Raw genomic sequence first — 24,879 nt, forward strand, 5'->3', positions numbered from 1 at the left:
CCGGTGCGAGGCCCGGAGAGCGCCCGCACTCACTGGGGCCGCGCCGGTCACCGGGCTGTGAGCGGCTCCGGTCCCGGCTGATCGCCGGTACGGGATCAGTACCGGAAGTTGGTGCGGGCTTGGTGTGGCAGCGGAGCCCCGGTGGGCGGTCTCCGCAGACCATGGAGGGTGGGCCAGGCGGCCCGACCGCACCCGTGCGCTCCGTTGGAGGGACGACCGTGACCGAGCTCAGGTACGAGGACAGGACCGACTTCGAGAACGCCGACCGCGGCTTCGTCGCCAAACTGACCCCCGGTGTGGTCCGCGACGCCCGGGGCAACGTGGTGTGGGACATCGACGCCTTCTCCTTCCTGGAGGGAGAGCGCCCCGACTCCGTCGACCCGAGCCTGTGGCGCCAGTCCCAGCTGTGCGCCAAACAGGGGCTGTACGAGGTCGCCGAAGGGATCTACCAGGTCCGGGCGCTGGACCTGTCCAACATGACCCTGATCGAGGGCGAGCACGGGGTGATCGTCGTCGACCCGCTCATCTCGGCGGAGACCGCCGCGGCGGGGCTGGCCCTGTACCGGGAGCACCGCGGTGAGCGGCCCGTGACGGGGCTGCTCTACACCCACTCGCACCTGGATCACTTCGGCGGTGCCCTCGGGGTGGTCGACCCGGAGCGGGACGACGTGCCGATCCTCGCTCCGGAGGGCTTCCTGGAGCACTCCGTGGTGGAGAACGTCTACGCCGGGCCCGCCATGCTGCGGCGGGGCATGTACTACTCGGGCGCGAACCTGGGGATCGGCCCCGCCGGGGTGGTCGGCATGGGGCTGGGGCCGACCGTGTCGACGGGCACGCCCGGCCTGGTACCGCCGACAGTGGACATCAGCCGCACCGGCCAGGAAGAGGTCGTGGACGGGGTCCGGTTCGTCTTCCAGATGACGCCCGGCACCGAGGCCCCCTCGGAGATGAACTTCCTGCTGCCCGACCACCGGGCCCTGTGCATGGCGGAGAACGCCACCCACAACATGCACAACATCCTCACCCTGCGCGGCGCGGTGGTGCGCGACGCCCGGATCTGGTCGCGCTACCTCAACGAGGCGATCCAGCGCTTCGCCGACCGCGCGGACGTGCTGTTCGCCTCCCACCACTGGCCGACCTGGGGCCGCGAGAAGATCGTGGGCTACCTGTCCGAACAGCGCGACCTGTACGCCTACATGCACGACCAGACGCTGCGCCTGCTCAACCAGGGGCTCACCGGCCCGGAGATCGCGGAGGAACTGCGGTTGCCGGAAGGGCTGGAGGGGGCCTGGAGCACCCGGGGCTACTACGGTTCGCTGTCGCACAACGTGAAGGCGATCTTCCAGCGCTACCTGGGCTGGTACGACGGCAACCCGTCCTCGCTCTGGGAGCACCCGCCCACGGAGAGCGCGAAGAGGTACGTGGACACGATCGGCGGGATCGGCGCCGTGCTGGCCAAGGCCCGCGCCTACGCCGAGGAGGGCGACCTGCGGTTCGCCGCCCAGCTGCTCAAGCACGCCGTGTTCGCGGAACCGTCGAACCCCGACGCCAGGGAGCAGCTCGCCTCGGTCTACCAGCGGCTCGGCGAGGGAGCGGAGAACGCCACCTGGCGCAACTGCTACCTCACCGGCGCGAGCGAACTGCGCGACGGGGTGGTGAAGACGGAGCTCGGTTCGTCGAGCCTGGCCGCCATGCTCACCGTCACGCAGCTGTTGGACACGATCTCCATCCGGGTGAACGGCCCCGAGGCCGCCGGGACGGCGCTGACCATCGACTGGAACATCACCGACCTCGGGGAGAGCTACCGCTCCCAGCTGTCCAACGGAGCCTTCGTGCACTGGCCGGTCCAGGGGAGCGAAGGCGGCCCGGACGCCGACCTGACCCTGACCCTGACCAAACCGCAGTTCCTCGGCCTGCTCGCGAACGGGGACACCGCCGGACTCGACCACAGCGGCGACCTGGGCGCCGTCCACAAGCTCATGGGCGTGCTGGACCAGCCCGACCCCAACTTCGCGATCGTCACGCCCTGACCGGGCCCGGGGCCGAGGCCGAATGCGCGGGCCCCGGCGCCGGGTTCAGGCTCTGTTCGGGTTGGTGGCCTTGCCGTCCAACCAGAGCTCATCGGAGGCGTCCCGGTGGCTGCCGGAGGTGCCCACGTGCTTGGCGTCGATCTTGGGGCCCTTCTTGATGACGTGGACCAGCGCCATCGCGTGGCCCCGGCCCAGCCCGTAGTCGTCGGCCAGCCACGTGACGATGGTGCCCGCCTTGACCGAGGGGTCGTCGTACCCCTTCTCCTTGGCGAGGTCGACCAGCGCGCGCGGCACCAGTCCGGTCTTGTCCTCGATGGTGTCCAAGTAGGCCTGGAACGACATGTGGCTCTCCTCTGGGAAAGGAATCCGGAACCCGATGCTCGCACCCGCCTGAGACATTTCCGGGGAAGCGGGCCCGGCTCGGTTCCCGGTGTACCGGCTCAGTCCCCGAGGTATCTGCGGAGCGCTTCCCGCAGGAACAGGGGCAGGCTCAGGGAACCCAGGCGGTCGGGGTGGAACCAGTCGAGCTTGACGCCCTCGGTGAGGGGCAGCTCCCGGGCGTCGCCGTTCCAGGTGGCCGCGAACACGGTGACGACGTCACTCGACCCGCCGGGGTCGGGCACCTCGAAGAGCTCGACCAGGTCGTCGACGGCGAGCCCGGCCTCCTCGTCGAGTTCGCGGACGATGGTCTCCCTGGGGCTCTCGTCCGGGTCGCAGCCCCCGCCGAGCGCGGACCAGCGGCCGGGCCAGGCGATATCCGGGATGTCGTCGCGCAGGTGGAGGAGGAGCTCCCCGCGGGAGTTCTCGATGAGGGCGACGGCACCGCGCGAGGGTGCGGACCGTGGCTGAGCGGTGTCCATGCGCTTCACGGTAGGCGCTTGAGGGAAACCCGGGGAGGCGTACGGGCATCCGACAGGGGAGTCCCCGACCAGAAGTGAGTTCCACCGATGCCCCTGCCCCGAACCCTGACCGCGTTGACCGCTGCCCCTCTGCTGTTGGTGTCCGCCACCGGGTGCGGCCTGATCCCGGTTCAGCACAGCAAGGAGCTCACCGTCGTCATGTGCGCGGAAGAGTCCACGGAACCGGTGTGCGTGGAGAACGGTCCCGCCACCGAGGAAGAGCGAGAGGCTGTCGAGGAGCTGCTGGACCAGACCGCCGAGGTGGTCGTCTACCGCTTCCTCACCGAGGGGGAGGTCTTCGATGAGCTCACCGGACAGGGGGAGTCGGCCGAAGACCTGCGGCCGGGCGACTTCGCGTCCCGGTACGTCATCGAGCTCCAGGAGAGCGAGCAGCGAGAGGAGCTCGCTTCGGCCCTCTCGGAGCAGTGCGGGGTCGGGGAGGTCTTCTTCACGGAAGACCCCGCCGACCCCGACGTTGCCTTCCCTGGCTCGGCCCAGGGCTGCTGACCCTCAGGCGGCTCCGGCACCGCGAAGGAGGGGAAGCAGGAAGGGGTGACCGCCCCCGGCTGGAGGAGCGGGGCGCCCGTTCGTGTCAGCGCTTGAGAGTGCTCAGGAGACTGGACCACTCGCCACCCTGAAAGGAGAGGTAGCCGTGTTCCCTGTGCTGGGTGTCGCGGACCAGGACCTTCTGTCCTTCCGCGACCTCCACGCAGTTGCCTCCAGCGCTTCCGGAGTAGCTGCTCTTGTGCCAGCCAACCTCAACACAGTTGCCACCGCCGCCACCCGAGTAGCTGGACTTGCGCCAGCCCATCTGCTCGGCCTCGTCAAAAGTCACCTTGTGCCTCATCCTTCAAATCGTTCGCTGCGGGGCCGGAGAGGTTTTCTTCGCGGAGGACCCTGCCGAACCCGACGTCACTTTCCCCGACCAGCGGGTCGAGGTCCCCGCCCGTGTCAGAGCTTGAGAGCGCTCAGGAGGCTGAACCACTCGGCACTGCGGAAGGAGAGGTGTCCGTCTTCCCGGTGCTGGGTGTCGCGGATCAGGACTTTGTGGCCCTCGGCCACCTCGACGCAATCACCACCGTTGGTGCTGTAGCTGCTCTTGTGCCACGAGGTGTGAGCGGGGGTGTGCGGCGCGGACATCTCCGGGCCTCCTCATCGTTCGAGGGGGGCTTACTGGTCGTCTGACAGGAGCCCGCGCATGAAGGAGAGGCTTTCGTTGGCCTTGAGCGCCCTGCCCAGCAGACTCCCGAACATCAGCGTATACCTGCGAACTTCCTCGGGGTCCTCCGGAACCAGGCCGCTGCCCGCCTGCTCCAGGTAGACCAGATCAGGGTCGGCCTGCTCGGGGAATTCGAGGAGGTTGAACTGCCCGTCAAGCCCGGGGTGGGCTCCGTGGGCAAAGGGCACCACGCGGATGGTCACATTGGGGTGTTGAGCCAGGGCTATGAGGCGTTGGAGCTGCTCGTGCATTGTTTCGGGGCCGCCGACCTGTCGGCGCAGGACCGCCTCGTCCAGGATGGCGACAACCTGGAGCGGGGCGTCCTCACGGGTGATCAGTTCCTGGCGGGACATCCGTACCAGCACTTTCTCGTCCACCATGTCCGGGGCCGAGGAGATGGCTGTCTGCTCGATGACAGCCCTGGCATAGGCCTCGGTTTGCAGGATGCCGGGGACCACGCTGGTCTGGAAGGTACGCACCACCGAGGCGGCGGCCTCCAACCCGATGTAGCTGTCGAAGCCGGGCTTGAGGGCTTGGCGGTGCCGGTGCCACCAGCCGCGCTTACGCGCGTGCTTGGCCATCTCGATGAGCTCTTCGCGCTCTGCCCCGTGGACCCCGTAGACGTCGAGCAGGATGGCCACGTCCCCGGGTTTGGGGCGGGTCATACCGGTCTCGTAGCGCCACAGTGTGCTGTCGGTGATCCCGATGCGTTCGGCGACCTGGGCTCTGGAGAGCCCCGAGCTGTCGCGTAGCCGAGTCAGCTCAGCCATGAGGCGTCGCTGACGAGCGGTGGGGCTGAGGCGCACGACCATCCTGTCTGACCTCCCTTGATCTTCGTGAACCGTATCACTCGGCATGATTCAACAATCAATCTACGTAAACAGCATGACTTCTTTCTGCACTATTGCAGATTTAGCTTTGGCGGTCCATGCTTGTGCTGAGGGCAGCAAATCTAGCTGCCATCTGGTGGAGAGCGATCCAGGGAGGGTGTTATGAGTGGTGGTCGGGCACCGGGGCCTCGGCGGCCTAAGGGTGGGGTGGGGGTGTGGTCGCCGCGATGGGCCTACTTCGGTGGCAACACCACGGACGTGGCGCGGGTGCGCGAGTGGTCCGTGCGCGATGCCCTACTCCGGAACGGGCGCGGGTTCTGGGTCGAGCTGGTCTTCAGCGAGCTGGCCAGCAACGCCGTCCAGCACACCGCGACCGGGGAGCAGCACGGCCGGATGTGGGTCGGCCTCGAACTCCTCAGCGACCAGGTCGTGCTGCTCAGCGTGGTCGACCAGGGCCGCAAGTGGGGCGGGCCCTTCTCCACACCGCAGCTCGTGGACCGGCAGCCCGGTGAGATGACCCCGGGCGGACGCGGGCTGTGGCTGGTGGACCGGATCGCCGAGTACTGGTGGTGGGAAGGCGAGCTGGGTATGCCGCTGGAGATGCGGGCCATGGTGCGGCTGGACCGGGAACCGGACCTGGGCGAGGCCTGGTACGACCTGGCCAGCTGATCACCGCCAACCAGCACCAGCCGACACGGCGGGAAGCGCAGCCCGTGCGCACACGGGCCATTGACACCCGCTCCTATTCCCCCGCCCCACCCCTTCACCAGTCCGCGCCAGCACTCAAGAACGCAGAACGCCCCGGGGCGGTGCTACCCACACCGGCCCCGGGGCTGATCAACCACCTGCCACAACAGGAGATCAACTGTGCAGAACTGTACCGGCGGCCGTCACCGCAGGCCCCGACTTTCGATGACTTCCCGCCTGTGGTGGGTGTTCGCCTCCGCGGTGGCCTGGAGCCTCGCCCAGGTCATCGGCGCCCCCACCCGGACCGAACCCCTCCCTCGGCCCCGTCCGGCGCTTGCCCCGGCACCCCGCCGCCTCGAACTGAGCCGCTACCGGGAACCGATCCCCCGCCCGGCCCCGGAGACGACCGCCCACGACACCCCACACACCCTGCCCGAAGACCTGATCGAACTCTGGCCGGAACACGAGGACCCCACGGACTCCCTCGTCCGCCCCTACCTGCTCGGGGGGTGACAAACCCGCTCCTCTTACCGCCTTCGTCCGCCTTACGTGTCCAGCAGCTGGGTGATGGTGTGGTCTCCCATAGCCCCCAGCAGCGGGTACTCCTCGGCACTGGCGGCCAGCAGGGCGGCGTAGAGGATCGCCCAGGCGCGGGCGCGCTGCCAGGTGTGGTCGTCGAGGCCGGTCACGTGTTCGCCGGTGCTCGCCAGCCGGTCCAGTTCGGCGCGCAGGCGGGCGCGGTCCTGCGGGGTGAAGGTCATCCAGGCGACGGCGAGGTCGGAGGCGGGGTCGCCGGAGGTCAGGTCGCCGAAGTCCAGGACCGCGGTCAGGGACAGGCGGCCCTCGGCGCGGGTGCGCGCCTCGGTACTCACCAGGATGTTGGCCGGGTGCAGGTCGCCGTGCAGCCAGAGCGCCGGCCCGGTCCATTCGGGGGTGTCGACCAGCTTCTCCCACAGGGCGAGCAGTTCCGCCGAGCGGGGGATGCCGCTGTCGGCGACGCGCTCGCGCAGCTTGGACTCGCGTACGCCCAGGGGGACGCCCCGGAACGGGTTCTCGGGGGCGTCCCCGGGCGCGGGCACGTGCAGCCGGGACAGGAAGAGGGCGAGCGGTCCGACCAGGTCGGACCGCTCGCCGACCGGCACCTCGGCGGCGGTGCGGCCCTCGAACCACGGGTTCACCGACCAGTGCCAGGGGTAGTCGGGGCCGGGACGCCCCACGCGTAGCGGGGCCGAGACGGGCACGCCCACGCGTTCGGCGATCTGGGGCAGCCACCGCTGCTCGTTCACGACCAGCCGCTCGGCCGCCGCGCGCCGGGGCATCCGCACGCACAGCCGCTCGCCCAGGGTCAGGATCGTGTTGTCCCAGCCGTTGGCGACCACGGCCAGGGGTAGTTCGGCGAGGTCGGGGTGCTGCTCGCGCAGGAGCTGGCGAACGAGTTCGGGGGTGATGGCCACTTCGGCGGGAGGCGTACGCATCACCCCAGTATCGGGCAAGGGCTCGGGCTCAGTAGTAGACCGCGAGTGGTCCGTTCGGGCCGTCGATGACGTTCACCGGGGTCTCGAACACCCGGGTGAGGACGTCGTCGGTCATGATCTGCGCCGGGGTGCCGAACTCCACCACGGAGCCGTCCTTGACCGCGCAGATGTGGTCCGCGTAGTGGCCCGCGAAGTTGATGTCGTGCAGCACGATCACGATGGTCCGGTCGAGTTCCTCGGCCGCGCGGCGCAGGTGCTTCATCATCTGCACCGAGTGGCGCATGTCGAGGTTGTTGAGCGGTTCGTCCAGCAGCACGTACTCGGTGTCCTGGGAGAGCACCATCGCCACGTAGGCGCGCTGGCGCTGCCCGCCCGAGAGCTGGTCGAGGTAGCGGTCCTCCAGGTCGGTGAGGTCCAGGAAGTCGATCGCCCGGCTCACGACCTCCTCGTCCTCGACGGTCAGCCGCCCCTTGGAGTAGGGGAAGCGCCCGAAGGCGACCAGCTGGCGCACGGTCAGCCGGGTGATGAAGTGGTTCTCCTGGCGCAGCACCGAGACGATCCTGGCCAGGTCCTTGGAGGGCGTCTTGGTCACGTCGTACCCGGCGACCTCGATGGCCCCCTCGTCGATGCCGAGCAGGCGGCCCACCATCGTGAGCAGCGTCGACTTCCCGGCGCCGTTCGGCCCCACCAGCGCGGTCAGGCCGCCCTTGGGGATCTCCAGGTCCACGGGGCCGATCGCGACCTCGCTGCTGTACTCCTTGCGTACACCTTTGAGGGTGATCACAGTCGGCCCTTTCTGAGGATGACGAACAGGAACACCAGGCCGCCGACGAGCTCGATGATGATCGAGACCACGCCGCTGGCGTAGAAGATGTTCCGCATGACGAAGTAGGCGCCGCTGAGCACCACGAAGCAGGTCAGCGCGGCGACCGGGAAGACGTAGCGGTGGTCGTGGGTGTCGGCGAACTGGTAGGCGAGGGTCGCCACCAGGAACCCGAGGAAGGTCATCGGTCCCACCAGCGCGGTCGAGACCGCCATGAGGATCGACACCAGGAACAGCACGCGCATGGTCTCGCGGCGGTGGTTCAGGCCCAGGCCCGTGCTGGCGTCCCGGCCCAGCGCCACGATGTTGAGCCGGCGCGAGCTCAGTACCAGCAGTGTCGCGGCGGCCAGGCACAGCGGGACCGCGATCGGCAGGTAGGAGGCGTCGGCGTTGGAGACGTTGCCGAACAGTCGCGCGGCCAGTACGTCGAACTCGCTCGGGGTGAGCAGCCGCTGCATGAAGGCGGAGACGGAGCCGAGCCCGCCGCCGATGATGATGCCGATCAGCAGCATCACCTGGAGGTTGCCGTACTTCCCGGACAGCAGCCAGCCGTACAGCAGCATGGCGAAACCGACCATGAGGGCGATCTGCAGCAGAAACTGCGAGACCCCCTGGATGGCCAGGATCCCGGCCACGCCCAGGAAGTACACGGCGCTGGTCTGGACGGCGATGTAGAGCGCCTCGAACCCCATGATGGACGGGGTGATGATGCGGTTGTTGGTGACGGTCTGGAAGCTCACCGTGGCGATGGCCTGGCAGATCGCCACCACGGCCATGACCACGATGTTGGTGGCCCGCATCTGGGCGATGCGCCAGAAACCGTCCGAGCCCACCGGCATCGGGTTGTCCCAGGCCAGCAGGCCGAAGGCGAAGCCGACCGCCAGGACCGAGAGCACCGTGACGATGGTCCAGTAGCGGCGGCGGGCGCGCCCGGTGGACAGGGTTCGGGACGTACGCTCGGGGCGCCCGGCGGACGCGGAGGGCCCGGCGGAACCGGCGCGCTCGGGTGGTGCGGCGAGCGGCTCGGTCACCCGGGGCGGTCGCGGGGGACCCGGAGGGCTTGCGGGGGAAGCGGTCGACTCAGCCACGGCGGCGCTGCCTCAACAGGAGAAGGATGAACACGGCGGCGCCGACGACCCCGAGGATGAGGGAGACGGGCACCTCGAAGGGCATGATGATCGTCCGGCCGATCAGGTCGCACACCGTCACGATGCCGATGCCGAGCAGGCACACCCAGGGCAGGTTGCTGCGCAGGTCGTCGCCGCGCAGCATCGAGACGACGTTGGGCACGATGAGGCCGAGGAACGGCAGGTTGCCCACGACCACGGTCACCACGCCGGTGGCGATCGCGATCAGGCCGGTGCCGAGCAGGATGATCCGGTTGTAGTTCAGGCCGACGTTGGTGGAGATCTCCTGGCCGAGCCCGGCGACGGTGAAGCGGTCGGCGATGACGAACACCGCGACGGCCACGAACGCCACGATCCACAGCATCTCGTACTGTCCGCGCAGCACCGAGGTGAAGCTCCCGGCGAACCACACGCCCAGGTTCTGCAGCATGTCGGTCTGCAGCGCGATGAAGGTCGACACCGCGCTGACCACGGCGCCCAGCATGATGCCCACGATCGGGACGATCAGCGAGGAGCGCAGGGTGACCCGGCGCAGGAACAGGAAGAACACCAGCGTGCCGATGAACGCCGCCACGACGGCGCCGAACATGCGGGTGCCGATGCTCGCCCCGGGGAACAGGATCATCACGGCGAGCAGGCCGAGCCCGGCCCACTCGGTGGTGCCGGTGGTGGTCGGCTCGACGAAGCGGTTCTGCGTCAGCAGCTGCATGACCAGCCCCGACATCGCCATCGCGGCGCCCGCCAGTACGAGGGCGATCGTGCGCGGGATGCGGGTGATCGCGAACATCTCGCCGCCGCCCTCGGCGCCGAAGACGTCGTACACGCCGGTGGTCAGGGAGAGCACGAGCAGGGCGGCCACGACGGCGATACCGACGAGCAGCTTCCAGTCGAAGAGCCGTCCGGGGCGCCGGGTGCGCGAGAGCTTCGGGGACGCGGCCGGGGGCGCGGTCTTCATGCGGGATCGACCTCCGCACAGCGGCACGCGCCGACGGTGGCGGGGGCACCGCCGTCGGCGCGCGTCGAACGGGTGGGGCGGATCAAGCCTGGGCCTCCAGCGCGTCGGCGAACGCGTTGAAGAACTCGGTGTAGGTCTGGATGCCCTCGTTGGTGTAGGTGTCGATGGGCATGTAGACGATCTGCTCGTTCTCGACGGCGCTCACGCCGGCGAGCGCCTCGGACTCGGACAGGATCTTGTCGGCCTCCTCGTACCCGGCCTCGTCGACGGCGACGGCGGCGTCGCGGTCCATCACGAGGATCCAGTCGGGGTTGGAGTCGGCGATGGCCTCGACGGAGATGTCGTCGCCCTGGTGGTCGTCGCTGGCGCCGTCGACCTCCAGAGCCGGGGTGAGACCGAAGATGTCGAAGGCCGGGCCGAGGGTGCGGCCGACGCCGGGGGCCAGGTAGCCGATCTCGCCGCCGGAGGTGGTGACGGCCATGACGCTGGCGTCCTCGTCGTAGGCGTCGTTGACCCGCTCGACGGCGGCGTCGAACTCCGCGACGAGCTCGGCGGCCTCGTCCTGCTTGTCGAAGACCTCGCCGAGCACGGTGATCTGGCGCTTGAGCTCGGCGTCGAAGGGCTCGCCCTCACGCGGTTCGAGCTCCAGGATCGCGGCGTCGGGCACGAGGGAGGCGATGTCGTCCTGGTGCTGGGTGAAGCGCTGGCCGTTGACGACCAGGTCCGGCTCGGCGGCGACGATCGACTCGAGGTCGGGCTCGTTGTGTGTGCCGATGTCGATGATCGAGTCGTCCTGCGTGTAGCCGATCGTGTCGGGCATGAGCGAGACGGCGGCGGCCGACAGCTCGATGTCCCAGTCCGAGAGCGTCTCGAAGGTGCGGTTGTCGAGCGCGACCACCGACGCGGGCGGCGAGGCCACCGTCTGCGTGCCGTTGTTGTCCTCGACCTCGACCGTGGTGCCGTCAGCGGCGGCGGAGCCGTCGGAGTCCTGTGCGTCGGTCGAGCATCCGGCCAGGACCAGGGAGGATGCCAGAATGAGCGAGAGCGCCGTGACGGGACGACCAGGGGACTTCATGGTGGTTTCTCCTTCAATTGCTGACGACGAAGGAGAGCCTAACCTAACACTTTTGCGTTATGTACAACGGAGTCCCGTTTGAGAGGTTGTCCTCAGTTTCTACCGCCCTGAACAGCGCTGATGTACGGGCTCGGCGCGGGTCAGGGCGTCATGGCGAGGATGACGGCGGTCACCGGTAGGGCCACCAGGATCAGGATGGTGACCGTCCACGCGATAGTCGGGTTCACCGGCGGCGGGTCGTTCTTCGCCCTGTCGGTCGGCCGCTCCGTCGGCGGTCTCGCCGGGCTGTTCGCGGGCGGGTGGGGCGGTCGGCTCGGCAGAACACGGGTCGGTTCGTCGGAGGGGGCGGGCCGGGGAAGCGTGCGCGGCGCCGCCGGTGCCGCCGGTGCCTTCGGCACTGTCGGCGCCTCGGCGGGTTCGGGGGCGGGTTCAGGCGCGGGCTCGGGTGCGCGGCCCAGTAGGCGGTGCAGCACGTCGATGGCGGTGGGCCGGTCGGCCGGGGCCTTGGCCAGGGCCTGGGCGACCAGCGGACGCAGGTGCTCGGGCAGTCCGCTCAGGTCGGGTTCGACGTGCAGGACCCTGTGCAGGACCCCCGGTACCGTGGCGGCGTCGAAGGGTGGTTTTCCGGTCGCCGCGAAGACCATCACCGCGCCCCAGGCGAACACGTCCGTGGCCGCGTTGACCCGGCCGTCCGCGAGCTGCTCGGGCGACATGAACCCGGGCGTGCCGATGGTGGGGCGGGTGAGGGTGCCCGCGCCCTCGGTGATCTGGGAGATTCCGAAGTCGATCACCCGTGGTCCGCCCGGGGCCATGAGTACGTTCCCGGGCTTGAGATCGCGGTGCACGATGCCCGCCTCGTGCACCGCGACCAGGGCGGTCGCCGTAGCCACCGACAGCCGCATCAGGTCGCCGCCGTCCAACGGACCGCCGTCCGCCACCGTCCGGTGCAGGGTGGGGCCCTCCACGTACTCGCTGATGATGTGGGCGGGCTCGGAGTCGAAGTCGGCGTGCAGCACGGCCGCCGTGCAGAAGGAGGTCACCAGACGCGCTGCCTCGGCCTCGCGTTCGAATCTTCGGCGCACCTCGGGGTCGGCCATGCCCCCGGGGTCGAGGGTCTTGACCGCGACCTGAGTCCCGTCGGCCTGTTCGGCCAGGTAGACGGTGCCCTGGCCGCCGGAGCCGAGCCGTCCCAGCAGGCGGTGGCCGCCGAGACTCTCGGGGTCATGGGGGAGCAGGGCTTTCAGTGGGGGCGTCACGGGGCACCTTCGGCTCGGGGCGGCGTCCCGCCCGAGGGCAGGGGCGGCACTGTCAAGATACCGAAGGTCCTCCTGTCCTCCCAGGCCCCGCCGGGGCGGGGCGGTCGGGGGATCGCGGCCGTGAGGGAGCTCCGCGATACCGACGCTGACTATACTTTTAAATATATATAGCGAAGTATACTTATGCAGGGTATGGAGCCCTCCAGGCGGGTGACCAGCAGGTAGCAAAGCAAGGGGAGCGAAAAATCAGGGGTGCAGGCACCCCCATCCCGCGTCGTGCGAGCGCCATGGAACCGCGGCCCGCTTCGGCCTAGCGTTGGTTTATCGGGGCCACCGGAGTCGGAGGCACCATCAACGTCGGGGGAGTGGCAGTACCCATGCCCAACAACACCACAGGAACCCGAGAAACCGACCAGGGGGCCACGAAGGTCAGGGGTAGTGACTTCGCCCGGCTGTCCCGTCGGATCCAGGACGCCGGACTCATGGAACGCACCCCCGTCTACTTCGCGGTGCGACTGAGCCTCATCGCCCTGGCCTTCGTCGGCTCATGGGTGGCGTTCTTCCTGATCGGGAACTCGTGGTGGCAGATCGTCACCGCCGTCGCCATGGCCGCCGTGTTCGGCCAGGTGGGGCTGGTCTCCCACGAGCTCGCGCACCGCCAGATCTTCAACGGTCGCCGCCTCAGCGAGGCCGTCGGCCGGGTCGTCGGCAACCTCGGCATCGGCCTGGGCTACGGCTGGTGGCAGGACAAGCACACCCGCCACCATGCCAACCCCAACCACGAGGAGCACGATCCGGACGTCAACCCGGACCTGTTCGTGTGGTCTGAGGACCAGGCCAGGAAAGCGCGGGGCATCCCCGCCTTCCTCGGCCGCTACCAGGCCTTCCTCTTCTACCCGCTCCTGCTGCTGGAGGGGCTGAACCTGCACGTCGGCAGTGTGCGGGCGCTCTTCAAGCCCTCCACCAAACAGCGGGTCCTGGAGGGCGCGCTGCTGGCGGGGCACTTCGTGCTCTACCTCGGTGCGATCATCATCGTCCTCGACCCGCTCCAGGCGGTCGCGTTCATCGCGGTCCAGCAGGGGCTGTTCGGGGTCTACCTGGGCTGCATCTTCGCGCCCAACCACAAGGGCATGCCGACCCTGAAGAAGGGCGAGAAACTCGACTTCCTCCGCAAGCAGGTACTGACCTCGCGCAACGTCCGCGGCGGCGGCTTCACGGACCTGGCGCTCGGCGGGCTCAACTACCAGATCGAGCACCACCTCTTCCCGAGCATGCCCAGCCCCCACCTGGCCAAGGCCCAGCCGATCGTGCGCGACTACTGCGCGGAGATCGGGGTGTCCTACCACGAGACCGGTTTCGTCCGCTCGCACGTCGAGGCCATCACCCACATGCACAAGGCGGGCGCCCCGCTGCGCGCGAGGACACCCGCCGGATGATCCGGGCCGCCGCCGTACCGGTCGTCTAGGACGAGCCCCAGGCCTCGGTCATGGCTTTGACCGTGGCGACCACCGCCGCGTGCCGGCCCAGCACGTCGAGTGTGTGGGCGTGCCGGTCCCGGTCATAGGAGGCGGTGGCGTCCGCGGCGACCACGGTGCGGAAACCGAGCTGGAAGCCGTCCCGTACGGTGGCGTCAACGCAGCAGTCGGCGGTCAGACCGCACACGGCCAGCCAGGTGACCCCGTGGCCGCGCAGTCGCTCCGCGAGGTCCGTGCCGTGGAAGGCCGAGTAGCGCCGCTTGACGACGACATCCTCACCCGGGGCGGGCGCGACCCCGAACCACTCCGCGCCGGAGGTACCCGCCACACACGGTTCCTGTGCGAGCCTGGTCTCCCGCGGCTCCCGGGCGATGCCGCGCAACCAGAGCGAGGACTCCCACGGCTCGTCGGCATCCTGCTCCAGGGCCACCCAGACCACCCGGATCCCGGCGGAGCGCGCGGCCCGGACCAGCTCCGCGACGCGCTCCACCGCCCCTGTGATTCGGTCCTGGTCGCTCTCGGCGAGCCAGGGGAGCCGATCCGGGGCGGCGAAGTCCCGCTGGACGTCGATCACCAGGAGCGCGGCCTCTCCCCGAGGGGCGGGCAGAGGCCGGAGGCCCCCGGACACGTCGGTGATGAGCCCAGTCACCGCAGGGCCTTTCGCCGCAGGATCTTTCACCGCAGGGCCTTTTCGGGTCGGAGCAGCGGCATGACCCGCTCCCCGAAGGCCCGGAGGTCGGCGTGGTAGTCCGGGAAGATCAGCATCAGCCCGTCCAGCTCCGCCTCCACGACCAGCTCACGCACCCGCTCGGCCACCGTTTCCGGTGAACCCGTGACGAACGGGGTCTGGAACACCTCGTCCGCCGGACAGTCGGCCGTCAACGACAGCGCCTTCTCCAGCGGCAGACCCCAGGAGCGCTTCATGTTGACGATGGCCTCGACGTCGGCGCCCCGGCCGAACTCGGCCCTGCGGGCCTGGGCCGCGGCGTCGGTCTCGTCCATCACCACGGTGAGCATCGAGTAGGTGCGGATGCTCCGCCCCTGCCGCTCGGCCCCCTCCTTCACGCGCCGGCTCGCCTCGCGCAGCCCGGGAAGGTCCTGGGCGGTGAGGAAGGAACCGTCGCAGTGGCGGGCCTGGAACCCCAGACCGGCGGGGGAGCGCCCCGCACCGACCAGGGTGGGCGCAGGGCTCGGGTGCGGTAGTGAACGGCAGTCGTCGAGCTGGAGGAACTCGCCGTCCATCGTCACCGAGTCCTCGGTCCACAGACGCCGCAGCGCGGTGGCCCACTCCTCGGTGTACCGGTAGCGGTCGGCGTGGTCCAGGTCCCGCCGCCAGAGCCCCATCTGCTCGAACTCGCGCGCGTAGGCGCCGACGACGATGTTCATCCCGGCGCGCCCGCCGCTGATCTCCTGGAGCGTGGTGAACATCTTGGCGGCCAGAGCCGGGTGGAACAGGTTGGTGTGTACGGTCGCCCACACCTTGACGCGTTCGGTGGCCTCGGCGAGCCCCGCCATCATCGTCATGGACTCCAGGGTGTGTTCCCAGTGCGCGGTGGTTCCGCCGTAGCCGCGCCACTTGCCCATGGACATGACGAAGTCGAAACCGTGGGCCTCGGCGAGGACCGCGGCCTCGCGGTTGTACTCGTAGGTCGCCTCCGGGTGCGGAGCGGTCTCGGACACGATCCAGCCGCCGCTGCCGATCGGGAGGAAGATCCCGTACTCGGTCGCGTCGGCCGGGGTCCCGTATGGTGCTGCCAACGTGGGCTCCTCTGTCGTCCCTGTTCGAGTGATTCCTGTCCGGGCGTTCCCCGCCCGGCCGGTCACTCCTCGACGGGCCAGACGACCTCGGTCGCCACGTGGACAGCCTCCAGGTAACGCGGCTCGAAGAGCGGCTCCAGGTCCGGCAGGTTGTCCAGGGCGCCGTTGTCCAGGAGCGTCTGGCCCTCCTGCTCGGTCATTCCGAGGTCGATGTAGCCGTTGGGCTGGTCGTCCGGGGTGGAGGCGCCGACGAGCTCGCGTTCGGTGTTCCACACCTTCAGGTTGTGCTCGGTGTCGAACCCGGCCTCGTCCAGGTCAGCGGCGTACTGCACGCACTCCTCGCCGTTCTCCGTGCAGTGCTCGAAGGCCTTGGCGATGGCGCGCAGGAAGTCCTCGACGACGGTGGGGTGCTCCTCGGCCCACTCCGGGTTGGTGGCCATCACACCGAACGAGCCGACGACCCCGAAGTCCTCCGGGAGCCATTCGGTGTAGTCCTCGTCCATGGCGTCGAGCTGGTGGGGCTCGTTGGAGCGGAAGCCCGTCAGCGCCTGGACCTGGTCCCGGGGCAGGATGCTGGGGTCGTAGCCCGCCTCGACCTGCTCGATGGAGTCGACGTCGACGCCGGCGGAGACGAGCATGGCCTCCAGCGGTGCCGGGATCATGCTCTGGTGGCCGAGGGTCTGTCCCTCCAGCTCCGTGAGGTCCTCGATGCCGGTTCCGGTGAGCAGCGAGGAGATGGGGACGTGGCCGTAGGTGGCGATGCCGATGACCTCGTGGTCGCGCTCGTTGGCCTGGAGGACCTCGGCCTCGTTGCTGGTGGGGGTGAAGTGGGCGGTGCCCGCCGAGACCAGCTGGGCGTTGCCCATGACGTCGCCGTTGCCCGGCTGGATCTCCACGTCCAGGCAGAGGGCGTCGAAGAGGTCGAGGCCGTCCGCGGCGATGACCTCCAGCTGGGTGACGGAGGCCTGGTAGTGGTAACCGGTGATGTAGGTGATCGTTCCGGCGGCGGAGTTGGCTTCGCAGCGCTCCTCGTCGATGACCGAGGCGGCCCGGGGGGTGTCGCCCGGGTCCTCAGTGCCGCAGGCGGAGACGAGGAGTCCGGCGGCCAGGAGCGCGGCGATCGGGCTGAGCTGCCGGGGGCGGGGGTGGCTGGGGGTGGGCGCGGGCATGTGTGTTCCGTTCATCGTGAGGGTTCTTGCTGGGAGTCGTGCCAGAACAGCAGCCGGCGTTCGACCGCTGTGACCAGCGCGAGCATCAGGACACCCATCGCGGCCAGGCAGGCGATGGCCGCGTAGACGTAGTCCAGGCGGGCGGTGGCCGCGGAGTTGCGGATCATCGTCCCGAGGCCGCCGGAGGACCCGGCGGCGACGAACTCCGCGACCACGGCACCCACGATGGACAGGGGGAGCACCACCCGGAGGGCGGCGAGAGTGTACGGAAGGCTGCTGGGGATCCGCAGGCGGAACAGCACTTCCAGGCGGGAGGCGTGCAGGGTCTGGAAGACGTGCAGGACCGGGGAGGGGACCGAGCGCAGGCCGGTGGTCACGTTGATCAGCACCGGGAAGAAGGTGATGATCGCGGTGACCACGACCTTCGGGGTCATGCCGAACCCGAAGGCCACCACCAGGGCCGGGGCGATGGCCACGACCGGGGTCACGTTGAGGACCACGGCCAGGGGCATGAGCGCCCGCCGGACCAGCGGGATCTCCGACATCAGGAGGGCGAGGACGAAGGCGGTCCCCGCGCCGAAGGCCACACCGGCGAGGGCGATCCGGAGGGTGGCCCAGGCGTTGCCCAGGAAGAGCAGCGGGTCGCCGGCCAGGGTTCGGCCGACCTCGGACAGCGCGGGCAGGATGTACGGGTGTTCCTCGGCCACCGCCGACCAGGCGAAGCCGAGGATCACCAGGAGCACGGTGGTGGGCGACCAGACGGCGGGGTGGAGCGGGGAGCGCCGCCGGGTACCGGAGCGCCGCGGGGCGGTGCGCCCGGACCTGGCGGACCGGGCCCGGCCGAAGAGGGGCCAGCCGAGGAGGTGCCAGCCGAGGAGGTGCTGGCCGAGGAGGGTCCGCCCGGAGCGGTTCCGGCCTGGGTGAGTGCCCTCGGGGGCGGTGCCGGGGGTGTCCCCGGCCGAGGGCTCGGGGGTGGGCCCGTGGGGCGGGACTGCCACGTCCGTCCTCTCCTTCACCGGACACCCGCCGGGGGGATGAGGTCGTCGGGGGCGGCACCGCTCTCCCAGGCGCTCTGGAGGCAGGCGCGCACGCGCTGCTCCAGGTCGTTGGTCCGGAATCCGCTCACGACCTCCCGGCCCCGGGGCCGGGGCAGGTCGATGGGCAGAACCTCGTGCACGCGGCCGGGCCGGGCGGACATCACCACGACCTGGTCGGAGAGCGTGACCGCCTCGTGCACGGAGTGCGTCACGAACACGACCGTGGTCGCCCGGCTCTGCCACAGGGCCAGGAGCTGGATCTGGAGCGCTTCCCGGGTGAACTCGTCGAGGGCGGAGAACGGCTCGTCCATGAGGAGCACGTCCGGCCGGAGCCCGAAGGCACGGGCGATCGCCACCCGCTGGCGCATGCCCCCGGACAGCTCATGGGGGTAGCGGTGGGCGGCGTCGTCGAGGCCGACCGCGCGGAGGAGTTCGTCGGGGGAGTCCCCGTTTCGCCGTGCCCGCCGGTTGACCTTCGAGGGCAGGGCCACGTTCTGGCGCACGGTGAGCCAGGGCAGGAGGGCCGGTGTCTGGGGGACCAGGCCCACGGCCTTGCGTCGGCACAGTTGGCGCGGGCTCTCCCCGAAGAGGGAGACGCTCCCTTCGTCGTGGCCTTCCAGGCCGGCGATCACCCGGAGGAGGGTGGACTTGCCGCAGCCGCTGGGGCCGATGAGGCTGACGAAGCGGCGGTGCCGGATGTCGAGGTCGATCCCGGACAGGGCGGGCCGATCGGGGTCGCCGCCCGTATAGCGCTTGGTGAGGCCCCGTATCTCGATGTGATCGTCGGTCACGTTGGGTCCGTGACCGAAATCGGAGCGTTCGCTTGCAGGGTACGGAATTCCACCGTGCGCCCTCCGTGTGAGCCGTCCTGGGCAGGGTCGGGCCAGGACGTCGTGGGAGAGCGGGCGGAAGCGGCGAAACGGTCGACGGCCCGCGGGGTCGTTGACCCGTCAAAGCTAGAAGTGAGGCATCACTGGCCGGTGAACAGCTGGTCACGGAGGGATATCGGGGTGGTGATGCCTCCCTCGGGGGAAACGACGACCACGGCGATCCGGGTGTGCCGCAGGGCGATCGTGAGCCAGGCGTCGGAGCTGAACAGCCGAGCGGCCTCGGGGCTCACCGCCAGGAGGGGCTGGGAGCAGGGGAAGGTGCTGTCACGCAACCACAGGAGTTTGAAGGCGTTCGAGATGATCTTGTTGCGATGACTGGACTTGAGCTGGCCCCGTATTCGGGTGCTCTGGACGAGCACGTTGGGCGGGTCGCCGTCGGCTCCGTCCACGGCGACCCGCGTCCCGTCGGGCAGTGAGAACTCGCGTGGCGCGAGCCGCAGGCCGAGGTGCTCCGCGAGCGCGTCGACCAGATTCGGGCTGTCGGCTCGGGCGGTGCCATGGGACGGGGAGCCTTTCGCACAGGGGGTCATGGAGGGACGATATTACACACAAGCCCGACGGGAACGGCCTTGTGCAGTTGTGCGCGTCACCCCTCCCCGCCCGGCTACCGTTCGCCCTGGTCCCAGCGGAAGAGGCGGACGGCCAGGGCGGTGAGGACGGCCGCGGTGCCCAGGACGACCAGCACCGAGAGCCAGGTCGGGTGGAGCTGCTCCCAGCCCGGGGTCAGGGAGAGGAAGAGGTCGGCGAGGAAACTGGGCGGAAGGTAGCTGACCGCCTTCGCCAGGCTGTCCGGGAGCATGCCCATCGGCAGGAACATGAAGGACAGCATGATCGACACCATCTGCACGAACAGGCTCGTGTTCTGGGCGGAGTCGGTCCCGCCCGCCACCCCGCCGATCAGGTAGCCGGCGGCGCCGAACATCAGCAGGCCCAGCACGGAGACGCCGAACAGGGCCGGGATGTCGGCGGGGGCGATGTGGCCCAGGGTTGTGCCTGCCGTGACGAGCACGACCAGCTGGACCGCGACCAGTCCCAGCCGGACCGGCATGTGGGTCAGGAGGAAGCGGGTCCGGCCGACCGGGGTGGTGCCCAGCAGCCGGAGGGAACCCTGGGCGCGCAGGGTCGCGAGGGGGCTGGCGGTCGCGGTCAGCGGTGCGCTGGTCATGGTCAGCAGGAGCAGCATCGGGACGATCATCTGCCCGAAGGTCAACCCGGCACCGGTTTCGGCTTCGGGGATGGTGTGGGCTATGGCGAGGAACAGCGCACCCAGGGCCAGGGGCAGGATCAGGGCCGGCAGGAAGTTGCGGCGGTCGCGGAGGAACTCGCGGGTGTGTAGCCCCAGGAGTTCGCGGGTGGCGGAGAGCGGGGGCGCGGCGGCCGTGACCGGGCCCGTGGTGGTGGAGTTCGGCCCCGCGGGGGTGGAACGCGTGTTCATCGGGTCTCCTGCGTGGTCTCGGCGTCTGTCTCGGTGTCGGCGTCGGCGAGGGAACGGCCGGTGAGGTCGCGGAAGACCTGTTCCAGACCGAACCCCAGCCCTCGGTCGGCCTGCTCGGGGGCGTGGCGGGAGACCAGGTCGGCCGGGGTGCCCAGGGCGGCGAGGCTGCCCCGGTCCAGGAGTGCGACCCGGTCGCACAGCTCGGCGGCCTCCTCCATGGAGTGGGTGGACAGCAGGACGGTGCCGCCGCCGTCCCGGTGGCCCCGGACCGCCGCCCACAGGTCGAGGCGGGCGTTGGGGTCCATGCCGGTGGACGGTTCGTCGAGGATGAGCAGCTCGGGCCGGGAGACCAGCGCGGTGCCGACCAGCAGTCGTTGGCGCTGGCCGCCGGAGAGCCGGTGCACGCGCACGTCCCGTGACGCGGTCAGGCCCATGCGTTCCACCACCTCCTCGGGGCCGGCGGGGTCCGTGTGGAGCGAGGCCCACAGGCGCAGGGTCTCCATGACGGTCTGGTGCTCGAACAGCGCGGCCTGCTGAGGTTGGACCGCGACGCGCTCGCGGACCTCGGCGCGCCGGCGGACCGGGTCCAGGCCCAGGACGCGGGCGCGGCCCCCGGTGGGGGTGCGCAGCCCGGTGAGGATCTCGATGGTGGTGGTCTTGCCCGCGCCGTTGGGGCCGAGAAGCCCCAGGATCTCGCCGTGGGCGCAGGTCAGGTCGATCCCGGCGAGCGCGCTCACCGTGCCGTACCGCTTGACCAGCCCGGTGGCCTCCAACGCCGGTGCGTGGTGGCTCATGTGCTGCCTTCCGTAGGGGGTGTCTTCTCTTTCAGAGTGGCAATTACTTTCCAACTTGGCAAGTGATTTCCTTGAGGAAAGTCCGTAAGCGGGGGTATCTGTGGTGACGCGGAGCACGAGGATGGGGTATCGGGGTTGAGCTCAACATTGGTTGAGGCCCTAAGGTCGGGCGGACCGCATCGAACCTGGAGACCGAACCTGGTGGAGGACGCCGTGACTTCCCAAGCCCCCCAACGCGCGACCTGGCGGGCGTGGCTGGCCCTCGCCGTTATGACACTTCCCCTGGTCATGGCGGCCACGGACATGACCGTGCTGTTCATGGCCCTGCCCGCGATCGCCGCCGACCTCGCGCCGGGCAGTACCCAGATGCTGTGGATCCTGCACGTGGGGGAGTTCCTCGCGGTCAGCCTGGTCCTCACCATGGGCTGGCTGGGTTCCAAGATCGGACGCCGCCGCCTGCTCATGAGCGGGGTGGCCGTCTACGGGACCGCCTCCCTGGTCGCGGCCTTCGCGCCCACCCCGGAGGTCCTGATCGCGATGCGCGCCCTGATGGGCATGGCCGCGGCCACGATGACGCCGAGCATCCTCGGCATGCTCCGCGTGGTCTTCACCGACGCCCGCCAGTTCTCCGTGGCGGTCGCGGTGGTCATGAGCTCCTTCTCCGCCGGAATGGCCCTGGGGCCGCCGCTGGGCGGGGTCGTCCTCGAACACTTCTCGTGGGGCGCGGTCTTCCTGATCAACGTCCCGGTCGCCGTGCTCCTACTGGTCAGCGCGCCGCTGCTGCCCGGCCACCGGGAGCGGGTCGAGGGGAGCGTGGACCTGCTGAGCGTCCTGCTGTCCATGGGGGCGATCATCAGCGTGATCTTCGGGCTCCAGGAGATCGCCGACCGCGGTGCCTCGGGCGCGGAGGGCCCCGTGTGGCCCTACCTGATCCCGGTGGCGGTCGGTCTGGTGCTCGGAACACTGTTCGTCCGCAGGCAGCTGCGCCTGCCCGAACCCCTCATGGACATGCGGCTGTTCGCCGTCCCCGCCTTCGCCGTCTCGCTCGGCGCCATGCTGCTGATGCTCCTGGCCTACGGCGGCGCGGACATGCTGCTGGTGCAGTACTTCCAGAGCACGCTCGGGCTCTCACCCGCCGAGACCGGTCTGCTGATGGTCGTCCCGGCGCTCGCCTCGATCGTCGGCGGGATGGCCTCGCCCCTGCTGATCCGCTGGATGCGCCCCTCCGCGGCCATGGGCGGCGGTCTGCTCGTGGCCTCCGCCGCGGGGGGAGCCTTCGCGCTCCTGGCGGGGCAGGTCGGCGCGCTCGTCCTGATCGCTCTGGCCACGGTGATGGCCACGGCCCTGGGGCCGCTCTTCACCCTCGCGATCAACCTCATCGTGGTCAGCGCCCCGGTCCGCAAGGCGGGGTCGGCGGCGGCGATGGGCGATGTCGCGGGAGGCTTCGGGGCCGCGCTCAGCATGGCCTTCCTGGGCAGCATGGCCGCGGTCGTCTACCGGCGGGGCCTGGGCGGCGCCGGGCTCGACGACCTGCCCGAACCGCTCCGGGAAGAAGCCGGGGAGAGTGTCGGCGGGGCCATGGGCGTGGCCGAACAACTCCCGGCGGAGGAGGCGGGACAGCTGCTGGACGCGGCCTTCGGCGCCTTCACCACGGCGGTGCAGTTCGGCTACGGCTTCGGTGCGCTCCTCCTGGCCCCGGTGGGCGTGGCGGTGCTGTGGCTGCTGCGCCACACCCGCCTGGACTCCACCGAGGAGACCGGTGCGGGCGGTGGCGAGGGTGCCGCCGAGGACGGGGCCGGGATCGCGGACACCGGCGGTGTCGGGGCTGGCACCGAGGACGGGGCCGGGGCGGGAGTACGCGGCGCCTGAGAGGGAAAGGGGTGTTCCGGCTGAGCGAGGTCGTGGTGCGCGACCGGGGCCAGGGGCGACTCGGGTCCGGATCAGGACTTCAACGCGGCCCGCAGCATGCGCAGCTGACCGACCTCGGCGGCGTTCTTCATCAGTTCGCTGTTGACCCACGCGGCGGTGTGCGCGTTGGTCTTGCCGTTCGCCCCCTGCCAGGGGAAGGAGGCGGGCGAGTCCAGGTCCACCTCGGACAGGGCCTCGACCCAGTCCAGGTTCAGTCCGCGGAGCCAGTCCGCGGTCCGTTCCTCGCCCGGCCAGCGGATCTCGGCGCGCTCCTGCGGGGTACGACCCAGGGTGTGGTCGAGGGTGACCGTCCACCACCAGCCGATGTGCCAGGTCAGCCAGGCGATGGTGGGCACCGGGACGGGGTCGGGCTCACTGTCGGCCCAGTCCGGGGTCCATACCCCGCCGGGGCCCTGCCGCAGGGTCCAGCAGAGCTCGGCGGGCTCCCAGAGGAAGTCCTCTGGCTGGAGGCGCTCCAGGTGGTACTCGAACAGCGCCCAGGTCATGTCGTACTGGTCGCGCAGCAGGTCACGGCGGTAATCAGGCATGGGACCAACCTGCCACACCGGTCTGGGCAGGCACAGCTCTTCGTGTACGTGCTGGCTGTCGGGCTCGCCGACCGGATGGCGGAACCGGCCTGAGCCTGTTCAGCCCTCTTTCGCGGCGGCCCGCTCGACCTCGGCGAGGAGGTCGGCCCGCTCCTTCGGACCGATGTGGCGGCCGCGTGTCACCACGGAGTGGATCCGGGCGGTGTTGCGGATGTCCTCCAGCGGGTCGGCGTCCAGGATCAGCAGGTCGGCGACCTTCCCCGGCTCCACGGTCCCGGACCAGGACTCGCGCCCGAGGAACCGGGCGGGTTCGAGGGTGGCGGTCTGCAGGGCGCGCAGGGGCGAGAGCCCGGCACCGACCATCAGCTCCAGCTCCTCGTGCAGGCTGAAACCCGGGAGGACACCCGGGGTCTGCGCGTCGGTCCCTGCCAGCAGGCGGACCCCGGCGTCGTCCATCGCGCAGACCACGGCCCTGCGCATCTCGAAGAGCACGCGTCGGCGGGCCGCCTCGTCGGTGCCCCGACCCCTCAGGTACAGGTTGTCCAGGATGTGCGCCCACATCTGCCCGACGTAGGAGGGCATGTAGCGCAGCCGGGGGTCGCTCATCCGCATCCGCTCGGGCAGGTCCAGGTTCTGGTGCATGACGAGGGTGGGGCAGTAGGCGGTCTCGTTGGCCGCCATCCGGTCGAACACGGAGGCCGACTCGACCGGCCCGTACGTGTTGGCGGCCTCCCACTCCACCTCGGTGACCTGCCGGAACCAGCTGGCGTAGTGGGTGTCCGGTTCGAGGCGGATCCGGTCCATCGCCGCCTCCATGGCCTCGGAGTCCCGCGAGAGCGCCGGCCACAGGCCGTGGACGTGCTCGAAGGAGCGCTGCCCCGACTCGACCTGCTCCACGAAGGGCACGTGGTCGGAGCGGTGCCCGGCCACCGGGATGTCGATCCTGCGCGCCTCGTCGAGGAGCGCCCGGTAGGACTCCGCGCCGATCCGTGAGTAGACCTTGACGAAGTCGGCGCCCGCGTCCTTGGACTCGTGGACCGCTCTGCGCGCCTCCTTGGCGTCAGCGACGACTGTCGGCGGGTTCGGGGTGATTGTGTCGTCCCAGAGCGAGGGCGCCCCGTCGACCAGGTTCCCGGCCATGGTCCAGCGCGGGCCGAGCAGGTCGCCCGCCTCCACGCGGTCCCGGATCCCCCTCACCTCGTCGTGCCCCCACATCTCCCGCACGGACGTGACTCCGTTGAGGACATAGAGGGCGGGGATGATCCGTTCGGTTCCGCTGCTGTGGGTGTGCGAGTCGGTGAGGCCGGGAACGAGGTACCGGCCGGTGAGGTCGACGGCCTCGGCCCCTTCCGGGACCGGGATCGAGGCGGAGGGGCCGACGGCGGAGACGGTGCCGTTCTCGACCAGCACGGTGTGGTCGCGCAGCGGAGCCGCTCCGGTGGCGTCGATGACGGTGGCGTGGGTGTAGGCGCGCATGGTTGCTCCTGTT

The 24,879-nt window shown here is 70.0% G+C and carries 27 protein-coding genes; 6 read left to right on the forward strand and 21 right to left on the reverse strand.

What is annotated here, in order from left to right; all coding sequences use genetic code 11:
- Positions 1-218 precede the first annotated feature (218 nt).
- On the forward strand, positions 219-2,030 hold the full coding sequence (locus tag NE857_RS02900) for an alkyl/aryl-sulfatase (protein WP_254419665.1): 1,812 nt from the start codon (positions 219-221) through the stop codon (positions 2,028-2,030).
- A 45-nt stretch (positions 2,031-2,075) separates the two neighbouring features.
- Here NE857_RS02900 and NE857_RS02905 read toward each other — a convergent pair whose 3' ends face one another.
- Complete coding sequence (locus tag NE857_RS02905) at positions 2,076-2,372, reverse strand: DUF4287 domain-containing protein (RefSeq protein WP_254419666.1); 297 nt, start codon at positions 2,370-2,372, stop codon at positions 2,076-2,078.
- 98 nt (positions 2,373-2,470) lie between these two features.
- Positions 2,471-2,890 (reverse strand): NUDIX domain-containing protein, encoded by a 420-nt coding sequence (locus NE857_RS02910; protein WP_184367570.1) that lies wholly within the window; start codon positions 2,888-2,890, stop codon positions 2,471-2,473.
- A gap of 87 nt (positions 2,891-2,977) precedes the next feature.
- Here NE857_RS02910 and NE857_RS02915 point away from each other — a divergent pair, with 87 nt between their 5' ends.
- Positions 2,978-3,436: a permease-like cell division protein FtsX gene (locus NE857_RS02915; RefSeq protein WP_254419667.1), complete on the forward strand. Its 459-nt coding sequence runs from the start codon at positions 2,978-2,980 to the stop codon at positions 3,434-3,436.
- A gap of 85 nt (positions 3,437-3,521) precedes the next feature.
- Here the strand turns inward: NE857_RS02915 and NE857_RS02920 are convergent, their stop codons facing one another.
- The 3 genes from NE857_RS02920 to NE857_RS02930 form a co-directional block, all read right to left on the reverse strand.
- Positions 3,522-3,764: a DUF397 domain-containing protein gene (locus NE857_RS02920; protein ID WP_376769950.1), complete on the reverse strand. Its 243-nt coding sequence runs from the start codon at positions 3,762-3,764 to the stop codon at positions 3,522-3,524.
- A gap of 116 nt (positions 3,765-3,880) precedes the next feature.
- Entirely contained in the window at positions 3,881-4,069 is a 189-nt protein-coding gene (locus NE857_RS02925; protein ID WP_184367579.1) for a DUF397 domain-containing protein, read from the reverse strand.
- A gap of 30 nt (positions 4,070-4,099) precedes the next feature.
- Positions 4,100-4,918: a helix-turn-helix domain-containing protein gene (locus tag NE857_RS02930; RefSeq protein ID WP_184367581.1), complete on the reverse strand. Its 819-nt coding sequence runs from the start codon at positions 4,916-4,918 to the stop codon at positions 4,100-4,102.
- A 273-nt stretch (positions 4,919-5,191) separates the two neighbouring features.
- Between NE857_RS02930 and NE857_RS02935 the strand changes: the two genes are divergently transcribed.
- Positions 5,192-5,647, forward strand: a complete 456-nt coding sequence (locus NE857_RS02935) for an ATP-binding protein (RefSeq protein ID WP_184367584.1) — start codon at positions 5,192-5,194, stop codon at positions 5,645-5,647.
- A 243-nt stretch (positions 5,648-5,890) separates the two neighbouring features.
- On the forward strand, positions 5,891-6,178 hold the full coding sequence (locus NE857_RS02940; RefSeq protein WP_184367587.1) for a hypothetical protein: 288 nt from the start codon (positions 5,891-5,893) through the stop codon (positions 6,176-6,178).
- Between the two features lie 32 nt (positions 6,179-6,210).
- Here NE857_RS02940 and NE857_RS02945 read toward each other — a convergent pair whose 3' ends face one another.
- The 6 genes from NE857_RS02945 to NE857_RS02970 form a co-directional block, all read right to left on the reverse strand.
- Entirely contained in the window at positions 6,211-7,140 is a 930-nt protein-coding gene (locus NE857_RS02945; RefSeq protein WP_254419668.1) for an aminoglycoside phosphotransferase family protein, read from the reverse strand.
- A 28-nt stretch (positions 7,141-7,168) separates the two neighbouring features.
- Positions 7,169-7,924 (reverse strand): iron ABC transporter ATP-binding protein, encoded by a 756-nt coding sequence (locus tag NE857_RS02950; protein WP_254419669.1) that lies wholly within the window; start codon positions 7,922-7,924, stop codon positions 7,169-7,171.
- Positions 7,921-8,994: an iron chelate uptake ABC transporter family permease subunit gene (locus NE857_RS02955; protein ID WP_254419670.1), complete on the reverse strand. Its 1,074-nt coding sequence runs from the start codon at positions 8,992-8,994 to the stop codon at positions 7,921-7,923. Before NE857_RS02955 ends, NE857_RS02950 begins: the two co-directional genes overlap by 4 nt.
- A 49-nt stretch (positions 8,995-9,043) precedes the next feature.
- Complete coding sequence (locus NE857_RS02960; RefSeq protein WP_254419671.1) at positions 9,044-10,045, reverse strand: ABC transporter permease; 1,002 nt, start codon at positions 10,043-10,045, stop codon at positions 9,044-9,046.
- 82 nt (positions 10,046-10,127) lie between these two features.
- Positions 10,128-11,120: a siderophore ABC transporter substrate-binding protein gene (locus tag NE857_RS02965; RefSeq protein WP_184367602.1), complete on the reverse strand. Its 993-nt coding sequence runs from the start codon at positions 11,118-11,120 to the stop codon at positions 10,128-10,130.
- Positions 11,121-11,260: 140 nt separating this feature from the next.
- Complete coding sequence (locus NE857_RS02970; protein ID WP_184367605.1) at positions 11,261-12,376, reverse strand: serine/threonine-protein kinase; 1,116 nt, start codon at positions 12,374-12,376, stop codon at positions 11,261-11,263.
- 377 nt (positions 12,377-12,753) lie between these two features.
- On the opposite strand from NE857_RS02970, the gene NE857_RS02975 reads away from it, so the two are divergent.
- Positions 12,754-13,812 carry a fatty acid desaturase family protein gene (locus NE857_RS02975; protein ID WP_254419672.1) on the forward strand — a complete coding sequence of 353 codons (1,059 nt, stop codon included), beginning with the start codon at positions 12,754-12,756 and terminating at the stop codon, positions 13,810-13,812.
- A 25-nt stretch (positions 13,813-13,837) separates the two neighbouring features.
- Here the strand turns inward: NE857_RS02975 and NE857_RS02980 are convergent, their stop codons facing one another.
- The 8 genes from NE857_RS02980 to NE857_RS03015 form a co-directional block, all read right to left on the reverse strand.
- Positions 13,838-14,500 carry a cysteine hydrolase family protein gene (locus NE857_RS02980; RefSeq protein ID WP_184367610.1) on the reverse strand — a complete coding sequence of 221 codons (663 nt, stop codon included), beginning with the start codon at positions 14,498-14,500 and terminating at the stop codon, positions 13,838-13,840.
- A 26-nt stretch (positions 14,501-14,526) separates the two neighbouring features.
- The gene (locus NE857_RS02985) at positions 14,527-15,609 is read right to left on the reverse strand and encodes an LLM class flavin-dependent oxidoreductase (protein WP_254419673.1); all 1,083 of its coding nucleotides are present in this window, start codon (positions 15,607-15,609) and stop codon (positions 14,527-14,529) included.
- A gap of 62 nt (positions 15,610-15,671) precedes the next feature.
- Positions 15,672-16,778, reverse strand: coding sequence for an ABC transporter substrate-binding protein (locus NE857_RS02990; RefSeq protein WP_254421852.1), 1,107 nt, complete (start codon positions 16,776-16,778; stop codon positions 15,672-15,674).
- 11 nt (positions 16,779-16,789) lie between these two features.
- The gene (locus tag NE857_RS02995; protein ID WP_254419674.1) at positions 16,790-17,776 is read right to left on the reverse strand and encodes an ABC transporter permease; all 987 of its coding nucleotides are present in this window, start codon (positions 17,774-17,776) and stop codon (positions 16,790-16,792) included.
- Positions 17,777-17,790: 14 nt separating this feature from the next.
- Positions 17,791-18,606, reverse strand: coding sequence for an ABC transporter ATP-binding protein (locus NE857_RS03000; protein ID WP_254419675.1), 816 nt, complete (start codon positions 18,604-18,606; stop codon positions 17,791-17,793).
- A gap of 179 nt (positions 18,607-18,785) precedes the next feature.
- Positions 18,786-19,235 carry a hypothetical protein gene (locus NE857_RS03005; RefSeq protein ID WP_254419676.1) on the reverse strand — a complete coding sequence of 150 codons (450 nt, stop codon included), beginning with the start codon at positions 19,233-19,235 and terminating at the stop codon, positions 18,786-18,788.
- A 74-nt stretch (positions 19,236-19,309) separates the two neighbouring features.
- The gene (locus NE857_RS03010) at positions 19,310-20,140 is read right to left on the reverse strand and encodes an ABC transporter permease (protein WP_184367626.1); all 831 of its coding nucleotides are present in this window, start codon (positions 20,138-20,140) and stop codon (positions 19,310-19,312) included.
- The gene (locus NE857_RS03015; RefSeq protein ID WP_254419677.1) at positions 20,137-20,934 is read right to left on the reverse strand and encodes an ABC transporter ATP-binding protein; all 798 of its coding nucleotides are present in this window, start codon (positions 20,932-20,934) and stop codon (positions 20,137-20,139) included. The genes NE857_RS03010 and NE857_RS03015 overlap by 4 nt, the downstream gene beginning before the upstream one ends.
- Positions 20,935-21,204: 270 nt before the next feature.
- Here NE857_RS03015 and NE857_RS03020 point away from each other — a divergent pair, with 270 nt between their 5' ends.
- Positions 21,205-22,803, forward strand: coding sequence for an MFS transporter (locus tag NE857_RS03020; RefSeq protein WP_425572098.1), 1,599 nt, complete (start codon positions 21,205-21,207; stop codon positions 22,801-22,803).
- A 71-nt stretch (positions 22,804-22,874) separates the two neighbouring features.
- Here the strand turns inward: NE857_RS03020 and NE857_RS03025 are convergent, their stop codons facing one another.
- Positions 22,875-23,390 carry a DinB family protein gene (locus NE857_RS03025; protein ID WP_254419679.1) on the reverse strand — a complete coding sequence of 172 codons (516 nt, stop codon included), beginning with the start codon at positions 23,388-23,390 and terminating at the stop codon, positions 22,875-22,877.
- Between the two features lie 99 nt (positions 23,391-23,489).
- Entirely contained in the window at positions 23,490-24,866 is a 1,377-nt protein-coding gene (locus tag NE857_RS03030) for an amidohydrolase family protein (RefSeq protein WP_254419680.1), read from the reverse strand.
- Positions 24,867-24,879 lie beyond the last annotated feature (13 nt).

The sequence above is a fragment of the Nocardiopsis exhalans genome (genome assembly GCF_024134545.1).
Classification (GTDB): Bacteria; Actinomycetota; Actinomycetes; order Streptosporangiales; family Streptosporangiaceae; genus Nocardiopsis; species Nocardiopsis exhalans.